The organism is Actinoplanes flavus, assembly GCF_017592555.1.
GTDB classification, from domain to species: Bacteria; Actinomycetota; Actinomycetes; order Mycobacteriales; family Micromonosporaceae; genus Actinoplanes; species Actinoplanes flavus.
Genome location: NZ_JAGFNS010000008.1, coordinates 28,462 through 42,050 on the forward strand (window position 1 = coordinate 28,462; position 13,589 = coordinate 42,050).

The 13,589-nt window shown below is 71.2% G+C and carries 13 protein-coding genes; 9 read left to right on the top strand and 4 right to left on the bottom strand.

From position 1 onward, the window contains the following. Window positions 1-139 precede the first annotated feature (139 nt). The gene (locus tag J5X75_RS13645) at window positions 140-1,804 is read right to left on the bottom strand and encodes an FAD-binding dehydrogenase (protein ID WP_208467737.1); all 1,665 of its coding nucleotides are present in this window, start codon (window positions 1,802-1,804) and stop codon (window positions 140-142) included. Window positions 1,805-1,938: 134 nt separating this feature from the next. Here J5X75_RS13645 and J5X75_RS13650 point away from each other — a divergent pair, with 134 nt between their 5' ends. The 4 genes from J5X75_RS13650 to J5X75_RS13665 all read left to right on the top strand — a co-directional run bounded on the left by J5X75_RS13650 (window position 1,939) and on the right by J5X75_RS13665 (window position 6,838). Next, the gene (locus J5X75_RS13650) at window positions 1,939-3,423 is read left to right on the top strand and encodes an IucA/IucC family protein (protein WP_307798064.1); all 1,485 of its coding nucleotides are present in this window, start codon (window positions 1,939-1,941) and stop codon (window positions 3,421-3,423) included. A gap of 23 nt (window positions 3,424-3,446) precedes the next feature. Further along, window positions 3,447-5,012 (top strand): IucA/IucC family protein, encoded by a 1,566-nt coding sequence (locus J5X75_RS13655; RefSeq protein ID WP_208467738.1) that lies wholly within the window; start codon window positions 3,447-3,449, stop codon window positions 5,010-5,012. Next, window positions 5,005-6,129: a type III PLP-dependent enzyme domain-containing protein gene (locus J5X75_RS13660; protein ID WP_208467739.1), complete on the top strand. Its 1,125-nt coding sequence runs from the start codon at window positions 5,005-5,007 to the stop codon at window positions 6,127-6,129. The genes J5X75_RS13655 and J5X75_RS13660 overlap by 8 nt, the downstream gene beginning before the upstream one ends. 76 nt (window positions 6,130-6,205) lie before the next feature. Further along, window positions 6,206-6,838: a hypothetical protein gene (locus J5X75_RS13665; RefSeq protein ID WP_208467740.1), complete on the top strand. Its 633-nt coding sequence runs from the start codon at window positions 6,206-6,208 to the stop codon at window positions 6,836-6,838. Here J5X75_RS13665 and J5X75_RS13670 read toward each other — a convergent pair. Next, a complete protein-coding gene (locus J5X75_RS13670) occupies window positions 6,835-7,833 on the bottom strand; it encodes a MerR family transcriptional regulator (RefSeq protein ID WP_208467741.1) in 999 nt (332 codons plus the stop codon). The genes J5X75_RS13665 and J5X75_RS13670 overlap by 4 nt on opposite strands. A gap of 3 nt (window positions 7,834-7,836) precedes the next feature. Then, window positions 7,837-8,457, bottom strand: a complete 621-nt coding sequence (locus tag J5X75_RS13675) for a HEAT repeat domain-containing protein (RefSeq protein WP_208467742.1) — start codon at window positions 8,455-8,457, stop codon at window positions 7,837-7,839. A gap of 245 nt (window positions 8,458-8,702) precedes the next feature. Between J5X75_RS13675 and J5X75_RS13680 the strand changes: the two genes are divergently transcribed. After that, window positions 8,703-9,155, top strand: a complete 453-nt coding sequence (locus J5X75_RS13680) for a hypothetical protein (protein WP_208467743.1) — start codon at window positions 8,703-8,705, stop codon at window positions 9,153-9,155. Window positions 9,156-9,233: 78 nt separating this feature from the next. Here J5X75_RS13680 and J5X75_RS44240 read toward each other — a convergent pair whose 3' ends face one another. Then, window positions 9,234-9,422, bottom strand: a complete 189-nt coding sequence (locus tag J5X75_RS44240; RefSeq protein ID WP_238487917.1) for a hypothetical protein — start codon at window positions 9,420-9,422, stop codon at window positions 9,234-9,236. A 280-nt stretch (window positions 9,423-9,702) separates the two neighbouring features. On the opposite strand from J5X75_RS44240, the gene J5X75_RS13690 reads away from it, so the two are divergent. The 4 genes from J5X75_RS13690 to J5X75_RS13705 all read left to right on the top strand — a co-directional run bounded on the left by J5X75_RS13690 (window position 9,703) and on the right by J5X75_RS13705 (window position 13,583). Then, window positions 9,703-10,272, top strand: a complete 570-nt coding sequence (locus J5X75_RS13690) for a sugar O-acetyltransferase (RefSeq protein WP_238487919.1) — start codon at window positions 9,703-9,705, stop codon at window positions 10,270-10,272. Between the two features lie 2 nt (window positions 10,273-10,274). Next, window positions 10,275-10,844, top strand: a complete 570-nt coding sequence (locus tag J5X75_RS13695) for a TetR/AcrR family transcriptional regulator (RefSeq protein WP_208467744.1) — start codon at window positions 10,275-10,277, stop codon at window positions 10,842-10,844. 151 nt (window positions 10,845-10,995) lie between these two features. After that, window positions 10,996-12,174 (top strand): MFS transporter, encoded by a 1,179-nt coding sequence (locus tag J5X75_RS13700; protein WP_208467745.1) that lies wholly within the window; start codon window positions 10,996-10,998, stop codon window positions 12,172-12,174. A 443-nt stretch (window positions 12,175-12,617) separates the two neighbouring features. Next, on the top strand, window positions 12,618-13,583 hold the full coding sequence (locus J5X75_RS13705; RefSeq protein ID WP_208467746.1) for a hypothetical protein: 966 nt from the start codon (window positions 12,618-12,620) through the stop codon (window positions 13,581-13,583). Window positions 13,584-13,589 lie beyond the last annotated feature (6 nt).

Below are 13,589 nucleotides of genomic sequence, written 5' to 3' on the forward strand. Positions count from 1 at the left end.
CGGGCGGGCCCCGGGCGGCGCCCGGGGGGGGGGGGGGGCCCCCGGGCGGGGGGGGGCCCCCCCCCCCCCCCCCCCGGCCGGTGCCGGGCCTCGACCCGCGGATCGAGGCCGACATCCTGGGGCTTGAGAGGCTGCGGCTTTAGAGGCTGGCGGCCGCGTGCCGTCCGGCCGCCCTACCGGAGAACAGGCAGCCACCCAGGAACGTGCCTTCCAGGGCGTTGTAGCCGTGCACGCCGCCGCCACCGAATCCGGCGACCTCCCCGGCCGCGTACAGGCCGGGGATCGGCGCCCCGTCGGCGCCGAGCGCCCGCGAGTCCAGGTCGGTCTGGATGCCGCCGAGCGTCTTGCGGGTGAGGATGTGCAGTTTCACGCCGATCAGCGGCCCGGCCGCCGGGTCGAGGATGCGGTGCGGCGCCGCCGTACGCCCGATCCGGTCGCCGAGGTAGCGGCGCGAGTTGTGGATGCCCTGCACCTGCGCGTCCTTGGTGACCTTGTTGGCGATCTGCGCGTCCCGCGCCTCGATCTGCGTGCGCAGCAGGCCCGCGTCCAGCAGCGGCTGCTCGGTCAGCTTGTTCATGCCGGCGACCAGCTCGTCGAGGGTGTCGGCGACCACGAAGTCGGCGCCGTGCTTCTTGAACGCCTCGACCGGGGCGGGCGCGCCCTTGCCCACGATCCGCTGTTTGAGGAAGGCACGCCGGTCACCGGCGGTGAGGTCCGGGTTCTGTTCGCTGCCCGACAGCGCGAACTCCTTCTCGATGATCCGCTGCGACAGCACGAACCAGGAGTGGTCGTGGCCGGTCGACCGCAGGTATTTGAGCGTGCCGAGGGTGTCGTAGCTGGGGAAGTAGGGGGCGGGCAGGCGGCGGCCGACCGCGTCGAACCACATCGGCGACGGCGCGGACAGGATGCGGATGCCGTGGCCGGGCCAGATCGGGTTCCAGTTGCGGACACCTTCGACGTAATGCCACATGCGGTCGCGGTTGACCAGCCGCACCCCGGCGGTTTCGGCGATGCCCAGCATCCGGCCGTCGACGTACGCCGGAACACCGGTGATCATGCTGGCCGGTGGGGTACCGAGCCGGTCCGGCCAGTACTGGCGCACCAGGTCGTGGTTGGCGCCGATCCCGCCGGTCGTGACGATCACCGCCTGGGCCCGCAGTTCGAAGTCGCCGATCACATCACGGTTGGACGACACGCCGCGGGCGGCGTCGTCGGCGGCGAGCAGCACCCCGCGTACGCCGGTGACCGCACCCGCTTCGACGATCAGCTCGTCGACCCGGTGCCGGTGGTGCAACCGCAGCCGGCCGGTTCCGGCCGCCTCGTGCGCGGCCGCGGCGAACGGGGCGACCACACCGGTGCCGGTACCCCAGGTGACGTGGAACCGGGGCACCGAGTTGCCGTGCCCGTCAGCGCGCAGGTCACCGCGTTCGGCCCAGCCGGCGAACGGCAGCCAGCTCAACCCCATCCCGGACAGCCAGGACCGTTTCTCGCCGGCCGCGAACTCGACGTACGCCCGCGCCCACTTGACCGCCCATTCGTCTTCGGCGCCCGGGCCGAGGCGGTCGAAGCCGGCACTGTTGCTCCAGTCCCGCCAGGCCAGCTCGACGCTGTCGGTGATGCGGGCCCGTTTCTGTTCGGGGCTGCCGACGAAGAACAGGCCACCGAACGACCACCAGGCCTGCCCGCCCAGGTTCGCCGGATTCTCCTGGTCGACCAGCGCCACACTCCTGCCGGCGGCGGTGAGCTCGCGGGCCGCCGCCAATCCGGCCAGGCCGGCCCCCACCACGATGACGTCGACGTCCACGACACACACCCCTTCACCAATGAATACGAGAATTTATCGGATTAGTGGCGTGGGGGAAATCCCCGACTGTGATCACCACCGCTGCCCCGCCGTCCCCGCCCGACACCCACCACCCCGACCGCGACAATGAGCCTGTGCCGACCCACACCGCCGACCCCGCCGGCACCCGCAAACAACTCGCCGACCTGCGCCCCGACCTACTGGCCGGCTACGACACCGCCCTACCCGCAGCCCACGCCGCCATCCTGGCCCGCCTCCTGCACGCCCTCGAACACGAACCCCTACCCGGCCTCACCGCCCGCCACCACCACCACGGCCACACCCACGTCCACTTCACCCACACCACCGTCACCTACCCCACCACCGCCGCGACCCCCTTCACCGAACCACCACCCCACCTCACCGTCCTGACCGACGGCACCCCCGTCACCGACCCGGCCGCCCTCACCGCCCACCTGTGGCCCGGCACCGACCTCACCACCGAAATCGCCAACAGCGTCGCCAACCTCGCCCTCGCCCGCGCCGCCAACCCCACCCCCGCCACCCTCACCGGCATCGACCAGCCCGGCCACGCCGAACAACTACTCGTCGACGGCCACCCCCTGCACCCCTGCTGCCGCACCCGCACCCGCATGACCGTCGCCGACCTGCTCGCCTACGCCCCCGAACACCACCCCACCTTCGCCCTGCGCCGCCTCCGCGTCCCACCACACCGCTGGTACGGCACCGCCGCCCCGATCCTCTACGCCCACCCCTGGCAGGCCGCCCACCTCCTCGACCGCCACCCGTGGCTCACCGACGACGGCCCCACCACCCCCGTACGCCCCCTCATGTCGCTACGCACCGTCGCCCCCATCGACGGCGGCCCCCACATCAAAACCGCCGTCGACATCCAGATGACCTCCGCAGTCCGCACCGTCTCCCCCGCCGCCGTCCACAACGGCCCCCGCCTCTCCGCCTTCCTCACCACACTGACCACCGACCTGCCACTCGACGTACTCACCGAAACCGAAGCCGGCGCCGCCATCACCGACCACGGCCCCGACCGGCACCTCGCCCACCTCATCCGCCAAGCCCCACCACCCGGCGCCATCCCCCTCGGCGTCCTCGCCACCACCCCGGCGATCCTCGACACCATCGACGACCCGTACGCCTTCCTCGAAGACCTCGGCACCGTCCTGTTCGCCCCCCTCGCCACCCTCCTCGACCGCGGCGTCGCCCTCGAAGCCCACGGCCAGAACACCCTCATCCAGCTCACCGGCGGCCGCCCCGTCCGCACCCTCTACCGCGACCTCGGCGGCATCCGCGTCCACACCCGAGCCGGCGCCCCCCACCTGCACGGCGACCTACCCACCGACGACCCCACCGAACTACGCACCAAACTCGCCGCCGCCGCCCTCACCACCGTCGCCCGCCAGACCATCACCGCACTCAGCCACCACCACCACGCCGAACCCGACAAGCTCTGGCGACTCCTCGCCACCGCCCTGCGCCACGCCGACCCGAAACTGCGCACCGACCCCCTGCCGGTCAAAGCCACCACCGCCATGCGCCTGGCCACCGACCCCCTGCACGACCAATGGACCCACCTACCCAACCCGATGGCCGCGTTCGCCTGAGCCACCCCGCGAAAAGGACCACCATGATCCGCATCGCCACCGCCGCGGCCCACACCGAAGCCGCCCTCACCGTCCACGCACCCCACCTCGTCGACGGCTTCCTCAACCACCTACCCCACGCCGCCGACACCGTCGGCCGCCGCCTGCGCGCCGCCCTCGTCCGCGAAAACCTCACCCCGAAAACCCCCGGCGGCCACACCCACGCCTTCCACCGCGTCGAATACCCCCACGCCGGCGTCGACGACCCCGTCGACCTCCTCACCGGCATCGACACCACCGGCACCATGACCGCCGAGATCCGCAACGCCGTCCTCAACCTCGCCATCGCCCTGGCCCGCTACGACGCGCACATCCCCACCGGCACCGACCCCGACACCACCGCCGTCCACCTCGAACGCCTCGCCGTCGCCGGACACAACCTGCACCCCTGCGGCCGCACCCGCCTCGGCTGGGACACCGCCGACGTCCTCGCCCACGACCTCGAATCCGGCCACACCGCCATCCGCTTCATCGCCGTCCACGACCAAGCCCACCTCGGCGACGACATCGGCACCTACCTCGACCTGCCCCCAGCACCCCCCGGCTACCGACTCCAACCCGTCCACGCCTGGCAACACGACACCGTCCTGCACCGCTACCACGACCTGTTCACCGACGGCACCCTCCGCCGCGTCGACGGCCACCTCGACGCCATCCCCACCGCCGCCCTGCGCACCCTGCTCCTACCCGGCGGCACCTACCTCAAAGTCAGCCTCGACATCCAAGTCACCTCCACCCGCCGCAGCATCAGCATCGCCGCCACCCGCAACGGCCCCGCCCTCTCCCACCTCCTACACCAACTCGTCGACGACGACCCCGACGGCCACCGCCTCATCCTCATGACCGAACCCGCCGGCGCCGCCGTACCCGCCGGATCCGGCCGCGACCTGTCCGCCATCACCCGCACCGGCCTCACCGGCCGCCTCCAACCCGGCGAACACGCCATCCCCGGCGGCGCCCTACCCGCCTACGACCCCACCACCCGCACCACCGTGATCGCCGGCCTCGTCGACGCCACCGGCGGCAACCCCGCCACCTGGCTCACCGACTACACCCGCCTCCTACTGCCCCCACTGCTACGGCTCGCCACCCACGGCATCGCCCTCGAAGCCCACCTCCAGAACTGCCTGCCCACCTTCCTCGGCGGACACCCCCACCGCCTCGCCCTGCGCGACTTCGCCGGCCTACGCCTGCACCCCGGCCGCCTCCAACAAACCGGCCACACCATCGACCTGTGGCCCGGCAGCGTCATCACCACCACCGACACCGAAACCCTGCGCGCCAAACTCGCCTACACCGCCCTGCAAGCCCACCTCGGCGAACTCGTCATCCGCCTCGGCGAAACCCACAACCTCGACGAAAACCACGCCTGGCGCCTCATCCGCACCGTCGTCGACGAAACCTACGACGCCCTCCGCACCCACCCCCACGCCACCGCCGACCACACCTGGCTCACCGCCCCCACCATCCCCCACAAAGCCCTCGTCCGCATGCGCCTGGCCGGCACCGGCGACATCCACATCCCCGTGAAAAACCCCCTCCATGTCTGACCACCACGACCTGCTGCGCCGCCTGCCCACCCCACGCTGCGCCTACCTCTACGACACCCGGACCCTCCGCGACCGCGCCACCCGACTGCGCACCGCGCTACCCGCCAACACCACCCTCCTGTACGCGGTGAAAGCCAACGGACACCCCCACGTCGTCCGTACCCTCGCCGCCGCTTGTGACGGGCTGGAAGTCGCCTCCGGAGGCGAACTCGCCCTGGCCCTCGACGCCGGCGCCCGCCGCATCGCCTTCGGCGGCCCCGCCAAAACCGACACCGAACTCGCCGCCGCCATCACCGCCGGCGCCCTCATCAACGTCGAAAGCGCCCACGAACTACGCCGCCTCGCCGCCCTCGGCTACCACGGCGACATCTGCCTGCGCATCAACCGGACCGCCCCCACCCTCTCCGGCAGCCACACCATGACCGGCGCCCCCACCCCGTTCGGCATCGACGAAACCCAACTCCCCGGCATCCTCGAAAACCTGCCCGACGGAATCCAGGTCATCGGCTTCCACCTGCACGCCGTCTCCAACAACCTCGACGGACACGCGCACGCCGCCTTCCTCACCCAAGCGATCGGCTGGTCCCTCAAAACCGCCCAGAGGTACGACCTGAGCATCCGCATCGTCAACGCCGGCGGCGGACTCGGCGTCGACTACCAGTCCGACACCTCCATCGACCTCACCCCACTCGCCTCAGTGCAGGTGCCCGACAGCCTCGAACTCATCCTCGAACCCGGCCGCTGGCTGGCCGCCGACGCCGGCTGGTACGCCACCGAAGTCCTCGACCTCAAAACCACCCACGGCCGCACCTTCGCCGTCCTACGCGGCGGCACCCACCACTTCCGCCTCCCCGCCGCCTGGGGCTACAGCCACCCCTTCACCGTCCTACCCGTCGACGACTGGCCCCACCCATACCCCCGCCTCGAAGTCACCGACACCGAAGTAGACGCCGTCGGCGAACTCTGCACCCCCCGCGACGTCCTCACCCGCGCCCAGCACGTCACCCGCCTACGCACCGGCGACCTCCTCCTCTTCGCCCGCGCCGGCGCCTACGGCTGGGACATCTCCCACCACGACTTCCTACGCCACGACCCACCCACCTTCCTGACCGTCTAAGGGTCACCACCTCCGGGAACTCTCCGGGTCACCGCCCGGAGGCACACCAGGGCCACCGCCCACCAGGATCGTCCACATGACACGCGCCGCCCTCCTGCTCGGCCCCCTCGCCATGACCGCCTACGGGATCACCCGCATCATCGGCAAACTCGACGACCGCTACGGCCCCGGCCCCGACTGGCAACTCGCCCACCTCTTCGGCCTCGCCGGCATGCTCCTGTTCATCCCGATCATCCGACACCTGCGCGCCCACACCCGCCCCGGCCCACTACGCGAAACCGTCACCACCGCCACCCTGCTCGGCCTCGCCACCTCGATCGTCCAGTTCACCGCCGACATCACCACCGCCGCACTGGCCGACGACCGCGCCGACATGACCCGACTCCAACACGACTTCACCGACCTGCCCGGCATCCAACTCGCCATCTACGACATCGGCCCACAACTGTTCTTCATCGGCATCGTCATCCTCGCCGCCCTCACCAAAACCCTGCCCTGGTGGAGCCCCGTCCTCCTACTCACCGCCGTCCTGCTCGCCGCGGCCGACCTCAACCTGCTCCCCATCACCGGCCTGCTCATGCTCGCCGCCCGCCACCCCCACCCCCCCCCCCCCCCCCCCCCCCCCCCCCCCCCCCCCCTCCCCCCCCCCCCCCCCCCCCCACCCCCCCCGCGGGCCCCCCCCCCCCCCCCCCGCTTCCCGAAGCACTAGACCGGACGCCGCAACAACGTCCCGGCGAACAACGCCACCGCCCGATCACCATCCCCCGCCAACTCCACCAACAGACCCCGGCCGACCTCCCCCGGCAACTCCGCCAACGCCTGCACCAACCGAAACCGCACCGCCCGATCCCCGGCATGCGCGGCCAACTCACCGGCCAACGCCCCCACAATCAGATCCGCCCGCCCCGGATCCACCGCCAACTCACCCAGAACCTCAGCCGCCTCCACATCATTCACACCATCGACCACCATGCCCACCAGCACCGGAACCGCCCCCACCACACCCCGCGACCCCAACGCCAACGCCGCCGGCCCCCGCACCGACACCTCCACATCACCGAGCGCATCCGCCAGCACCGCCACCACCTCGTCACCCGGCATCTCACCCAGCGCCACCACCGCCCGCCGCCGCACCGCCGCATCCCCCGACGACACCCCCACCGCCAAACTCGAAACCCCCTCACCACCACCGGAACGCGCCAGCGCCCACCGCAACGCACCCGCCACATTCGGATCCGCCTCCGCCAGCACCGCCCCCGCCAACAACTCCACCGGCACCGGCACATCCTCACCAGCCAGCACCGCCTGCTGCCGCCGCGCCGCATCCGGCGACCCCAACCCCCGCATCAACTCCACGATCCGCAACACATCCGGCCACCCCGCAGGCGACGACGCATCCACCGCCCGAAGCCGCTCCAACAACTCCCGCTCCCGACGCACCCGATCCTCAGCCCACAAAATCAACTCACCGATCAACGCCGCCGGCTCGAACCCCGGATCCTCGAGCGCCTGTCCCACCTGCCGCAACGACAACCCCAACGACCGCAACGCCTCCACCTCGAAGATCCGCCGCAGGTCCTCCGCCCGATACTCCCGATACCCACCCACCGTCCGCCCGGTCGGCCGCACCAACCCCAGAGACTCGTAATGGCGCAGCATCCGGGAACTCACCCCCGAACGCCGCGCCACCTCACCGATCAACACCCGCTACCCCAAAGCCATGATCCGCGTCGCCTCATGCACCGCCGCGTCGAAACCCACCTCCGGATCCCGCAACAACACCCCGGTCGCCGCCGCATGCTCCCGCACCGCCACTTCCACACTCCCCATCGCCGCCTCCAACACCGGCTCCACCACCGAACCGAGCCCCACCAGCGCACGGCTCACACTCAACCGCCGCTCCCGGTCCCCCCGCCCCAACTCCCGGGCCAACTCCCCGGCCAGCCGCTCACCCTCCCCCTCGGGCACGAGCGCCACCGCCGCACGCCACGCCGCCCGCGCCACCTCGTCGTCCCCGTCATGCAGCAACGCCCCCGAAACCGCCGGATACACACTCCGGTCCCCGATCTTCGACAACGTGTGCAGAGCCTGACTCCGCGCCTGCGCAACCGGCGACTCCAACTCCACCAGCAACCGCGGCACCGTCACCTCGACCGGCAACCGCGTCAACGCCCACGTCAGCATGTCCCGCACAAAGAAGTCCGGCTCCACCGCACACCGCCCCACCAGCGCCTCCAACAGCCCCGGCTCCGCACTCGTCCCCGCAGCCATCACCGCCCGCAACCGCACCGACGACGCCGCCGCACTCAACCCGTCAACCAAGCTCATGCACCCAGTCAAGACGTTGCCACAGTGTCAAGGTCAAGGCGCACGGTTACCCTCCGGCAGTTCCCCGACCCGGAGGGACGCACCGAAACCCGTCCGCCCGAAAACCGCCTACATGCTCAGCCCGATCCTGCCTCCGCTATGGCCCGGGTCCGCCGCGACCTCGCCTGACCCGACGACGCCCGTGACGGCCCAGGTCCGCCGCTGGCGACGCGTGACTCGATGACGGCCCGTGATGGAATGCGGCCGTGCACCTGCGCCCCGAACTCCTGCCACCCCGCATCCCGGCCGCACGCCTCGCCGAACTCGCCGCCGCCATCACCGCCGTCGAGGACCGCCTCGAGCACGGCGAGGACGCGACTTTCCTGATCGAGGCTTTCAACGCCGACACCGGCAACAACTACGACGAATACGACTTCCGCGGCTACCACTCCACGCAGACGCTGGAGGAGTTCGCGTACGAGGCGGCCTGGCCCTCGTACCCGAAGATCCCGGACATCACCCGCGACGAGCTGGTGGAGATCGCCGAACGGATCGTCGCCGTCGACCCGGACACCGACTTCTACGTGCACCTGTTCGAGACCAACACGGTCCGCCCGGCTGCCGTCTCCGTCTTCTACCACCCACCGGCGCACCTCACGGACGCGAGCGTCACCGAGCTGGTCGACTTCATCCTCTCGTACCGGCCGATTGCTCTTTAGGTGTTGTCGGCGAAGCCGTCCTTCGGGTTTTTGGTCTGGGTGCGGCTTGCCGCACTGCCGCTAAGCCATCCTAGGATTCTAGGTAGAAAGGATGTTCGCGAGGCGGGCCCGGCACTCGGCCACGAACGCCGGAAACGTGTCCCAGTAGTAGGCGACGCCGCTCGCGGCCACCGCGACGGCCCAGGCGCGGGCGCGTGTCCAGGTCGCGTCGTCCAGATCGAGACCTTCCCGGTACGCGTGACGCGCACCCGCCGGCAGATCCCACACCGTCGAGTGCTCGCCACTGCCGTTCCTTGCGCAACGGCGCGGCCCGGTCCGGGGTCCGCGGCAGCCGCACCAGCAGCTCGTCCCCCAGCCGGTACATCGAATTCTCGGTCCCGGCACCCGCTCTGACCAGGGATAACCCGGCCCATTCGGGGCACTGTGCGTCCAGCAGCGCCCGGACCACGGACTCGTCAACGGCAAGTTCACCCTCGTGCAAGGTCACTCGAGCATTCTGCATCAATCACTATGTACGAACGTACGCATGATGTGTACCGTCGTACATATGAACACCGACAGCCGCAGCATGCGCGACCGGATGCTCGCCGGCGACCTCTACATCGCCGACGACCCCGAACTGGCCGAGAACAGCCTGCGCGCCATGGACCTCACCGACGCCTACAACGCCACCTCCGCCCGCAACCCGGCCGAACGCCGCCGCATCCTCGAAGAACTCCTCGGCGAGATCGGCGACAACGTCGACATCCGGCCACCGCTGCGCGTCGACTACGGCAGCCACATCCGCATCGGCGCCCGCACCTTCGCCAACTACGGCCTGATCGCCCTCGACGTCGCCCCGATCACCATCGGCGAAGATGTACAGATCGGCACCAACGTCCAACTGCTCACCCCCACCCACCCGGTCGACCCGCAACCGCGCCGCGACAAGTGGGAGGCCGCCGAACCCATCGTCATCGGCGACAACGTGTGGCTCGGCAGCGGCGCCATCGTCCTGCCCGGCGTCACCATCGGCGACAACACCGTCGTCGGCGCCGGCTCGGTCGTCACCCGGGACCTGCCCGCCAACGTGGTGGCCGTCGGCAATCCGGCGCGCGTCGTCCGTACCATCTCCTGACCATGAGCGAGCCCGCGCCCACCGCAACCGCCCGGCGAACCCGGCGCCACGACCCGCACCGGCGCGACCGCCTCATCGACGCCGCCTTGCAGGTGATCGCGCACCGTGGCGTGGCAGGCACCACCCACCGGGAAATCGCCCGCGCCGCCGACGTGCCGCTCGGCTCGATGACCTACCACTTCGCCGGCCTCGACGAGATCCTCACCGAAGCGTTCACCCGGCACGCCGACGGCATCGCCCGCGTCTTCGACGAACGCCTCACCGCCGCCCGCACCCGCGACGAAGCCGTCGAAGCCGTCATCACCCTGGTCACCGACGACCTGCTCAGCCCCGGCCACGACCTGGTCCTCACCGTCGAGCTCTACGTCGCCGCCGCCCGCAACCCGCGCCTCAAAGCCGTCACCCAGGCGTGGATGCAGCGCAGCCGCGACGCCCTGGAACGCCATTTCGACCCCACCACCGCCCGCGAGGTCGACGCCCTCATCGAAGGCCTCACCCTGCACAGCGCGCTCTCCACCGACCCGATGACACCGGCCCAGATCCGCCACGCCATCGAGCGCTACCTGCGCTGACTCTTCGAACACCCCTTCCTCGGTACGCCGTGAGCGCGGCCGTTTCCCGCCGCCCCACCGACGAACCGCCATCGCCACACGCGGCGTGGCCGCTTTCTGCCCCCCACCCCCCCCACCGACAAACCGCCATCAGCCATACCCGGAGTCCACCTTGACCACCGTCACCACGGCCGCCCCCACCCGGCAGGCCCGCCACGCCCGCGCCGCCGTCGCCGCGCTCTTCCTCACCAACGGCGCGATCTTCTTCAACGTCGTCCCCCGCTACCCACAGATCAAAGCCGACCTGGCCCTCACCAACGTCGCCCTCGGCACCGCCATCGCCGCCTTCCCGATCGGTGCCCTGCTCGCCGGGCTGCTCGCCGCCACCGCCATCCGCCGCTTCGGATCCGCCCGCGTCGGCGCTTTCGGCATCCTGCTCACCACGATCGCCACCCTCGGCGTCGCCGTAGCCCCGAACGTCTACACCCTCGCCGCCGTCCTGTTCGTCGTCGGCGCCCTCGACTCCATCGTCGACGTCGCCCAGAACTCGCACGGCCTGCGCGTCCAGCGCCTCTACGGCCGCTCCATCGTCAACTCCCTGCACGGCGTCTGGAGCGTCGGCGCCGTCCTCGGCGGCCTCATGGGCTCCGCCGCCGCCGGCCTGAACCTGCCCCTCGGCCTCCATCTGGCCACCTCCGCGGCACTGTTCAGCACCGTCGCCCTGATCGCCTACCGCTACACGCTGCCCGGCCCCGACGACACCGAACGCACGGTGCAGACCGGCCCCTCCATTTCCTCACGCGCCGTACCGCTGCTCGCCGTCCTCGGCATCCTCGCCGCCTGCGGTGCCCTCGTCGAGGACGCCGGCGCCTCCTGGGGCGCCATCTACCTCACCGACCTGCACGCCGGCGCCGCCACCGCCGGACTCGCCGTCGTCGCCCTGCAAACCGCCATGACCATCGGCCGCCTCACCGGCGACCGCGCCGTCGACCGCTTCGGCCAGCGCACCGTCGTCCGCGCCGGCGCCGCCCTCGCCGCCGTCGGCATGGGCGCCGCCCTCACCGTCGCCTCCATCCCGGTCGCGCTCGGCGGCTTCGCCCTGGCCGGACTCGGCGTCGCCACCCTCGTTCCGGCCGCCATGCACACCGCCGACGAACTACCCGGCCTCGCCCCCGGCACCGGCCTCATGATCGTCAGCTGGATGCTGCGCGGCGGCTTCCTGCTCTCCCCCCTGCTCGTCGGCTACCTCGCCGACCACGCCGGCCTGCGCGTCGGCCTGCTCACCGTCGTAGCCGCCGGCCTCACCACGGTCGCCCTGGCCCGGGTCCTCGTCAACGGTAACCACCGATAACCGCCCGCCGCCGTGCCAGGCCAGGCGTGGCCTGGCACGGCACGATCCCGATGACCGCCCATACCCAGCCACCCCGCCGCGCACGGCACGGCACGATCCCGATGACCGCCCATACCCAGCCACCCCGGCACGGGATGGCACGGGCCCGATGACCGCCACCCAGCCGCCCCGGCACGGCACGGCACGGTCCCGATGACGGCCCGTGGCCTGCCGCCCCGGCACGGGATGGCAGGATTCCAATGACCGCCCATGCCCGGCCTCCCGGCCCATCACAGCTTGAGGAACATCGCGGTGACCGCTGCACCACGCCGGGCCACGCCTCCCTTCCGGCACCGGAAATCCGTCGCGGGCCTGGACAACCGCCACGGCCGCCGCGCCACACTCGGCCGCGCCCACCTTCCGGCACCGGCGATGAGTTTCGAGCCGGACCGCGGACGGATGCGATGACCGTCGACTGGAGCCGGCTGCGACACGCCAACGGGTCGGCCACCGACACGCCCGGCCATCTGCATGCCCTCGAACACGGCGACGCTTCCGCGCGTGCCGCCGCCCTCGACCACTTCGAATACACCGTCCTGCACGGGAACTTCCCCGAGACGGCGACCGCACCCGTGGTCCGCCATCTCACCATCCTGCTCAGCGAAGACCGGATCCACACCGACGACATCGACGCGGTCGTGGAGTTCCTCGGCAATGCCGCGTTCAGCGCCACGCAGCTGGACAACCACCGCTATCACCCAGCCGACCTGAACGACCTCGCCGAAGCCGCGGCCACCGCCCACCCGGTCGTGCTCGCCCTCACCGAGGCCCATCCGACCCACCTGCGGGCGCACAACCTCGCCAGGATCGCCCAGCTCCCGCAGCTCGCCGACCGGCGCGACGAGGTCATCGCCTGTCTGCACCGCTGGTCGTCCGGCGACGACGGCGACCCGGAACCGTGGCTCTACTACCTGGGCCTGGTCGGCGCCGACGTCCGCGACCGGCTCACCGACCCCCACCCGGCCGTCCGGCTGCGCGCCGCCCTCATCCACGAGGACGACCCCCACGCCCGCGCACTGATCCTGAACGCGCTCGCCGAGCCCACACCGGCCGGAGTGGAACGATGCGAGCTGGTCGAGGCCGCGATCCGCCTCACCGACGGCTTCGACGACATCGCCGAACCCGCCTGCCGCATCGCCGCGGAGGAGAACTGGACCGCCTTCGACATGACCTGGGGGCCACTACTGAGCTACGCCTTCCCCGAACCGTACAGCCCCGACGTGACCCTCACTCCCGCACAACGAGCGTTCCTGCACGCCCTGGCCGACAACGATCGCCTCTGGCAACCCCGCAACGGCAGCTGCTCACTCCGCTTCCGCGACGCCGGACTCCCCTACGACCAGCACGAATGCCGCCACATAGCCAGCTGAACATCA

What these genes read in the sequence shown, in the direction of transcription:
- J5X75_RS13655 (WP_208467738.1), top strand. Translation starts at nt 3,447, where the DNA reads ATGATCCGCATCGCCACCGCCGCGGCCCACACCGAAGCCGCCCTCACC.
- J5X75_RS13660 (WP_208467739.1), top strand. Translation starts at nt 5,005, where the DNA reads ATGTCTGACCACCACGACCTGCTGCGCCGCCTGCCCACCCCACGCTGC.
- J5X75_RS13665 (WP_208467740.1), top strand. Translation starts at nt 6,206, where the DNA reads ATGACACGCGCCGCCCTCCTGCTCGGCCCCCTCGCCATGACCGCCTAC.
- J5X75_RS13675 (WP_208467742.1), bottom strand. Translation starts at nt 8,457, where the DNA reads ATGAGCTTGGTTGACGGGTTGAGTGCGGCGGCGTCGTCGGTGCGGTTG.
- J5X75_RS13690 (WP_238487919.1), top strand. Translation starts at nt 9,703, where the DNA reads ATGAACACCGACAGCCGCAGCATGCGCGACCGGATGCTCGCCGGCGAC.
- J5X75_RS13695 (WP_208467744.1), top strand. Translation starts at nt 10,275, where the DNA reads ATGAGCGAGCCCGCGCCCACCGCAACCGCCCGGCGAACCCGGCGCCAC.
- J5X75_RS13705 (WP_208467746.1), top strand. Translation starts at nt 12,618, where the DNA reads ATGACCGTCGACTGGAGCCGGCTGCGACACGCCAACGGGTCGGCCACC.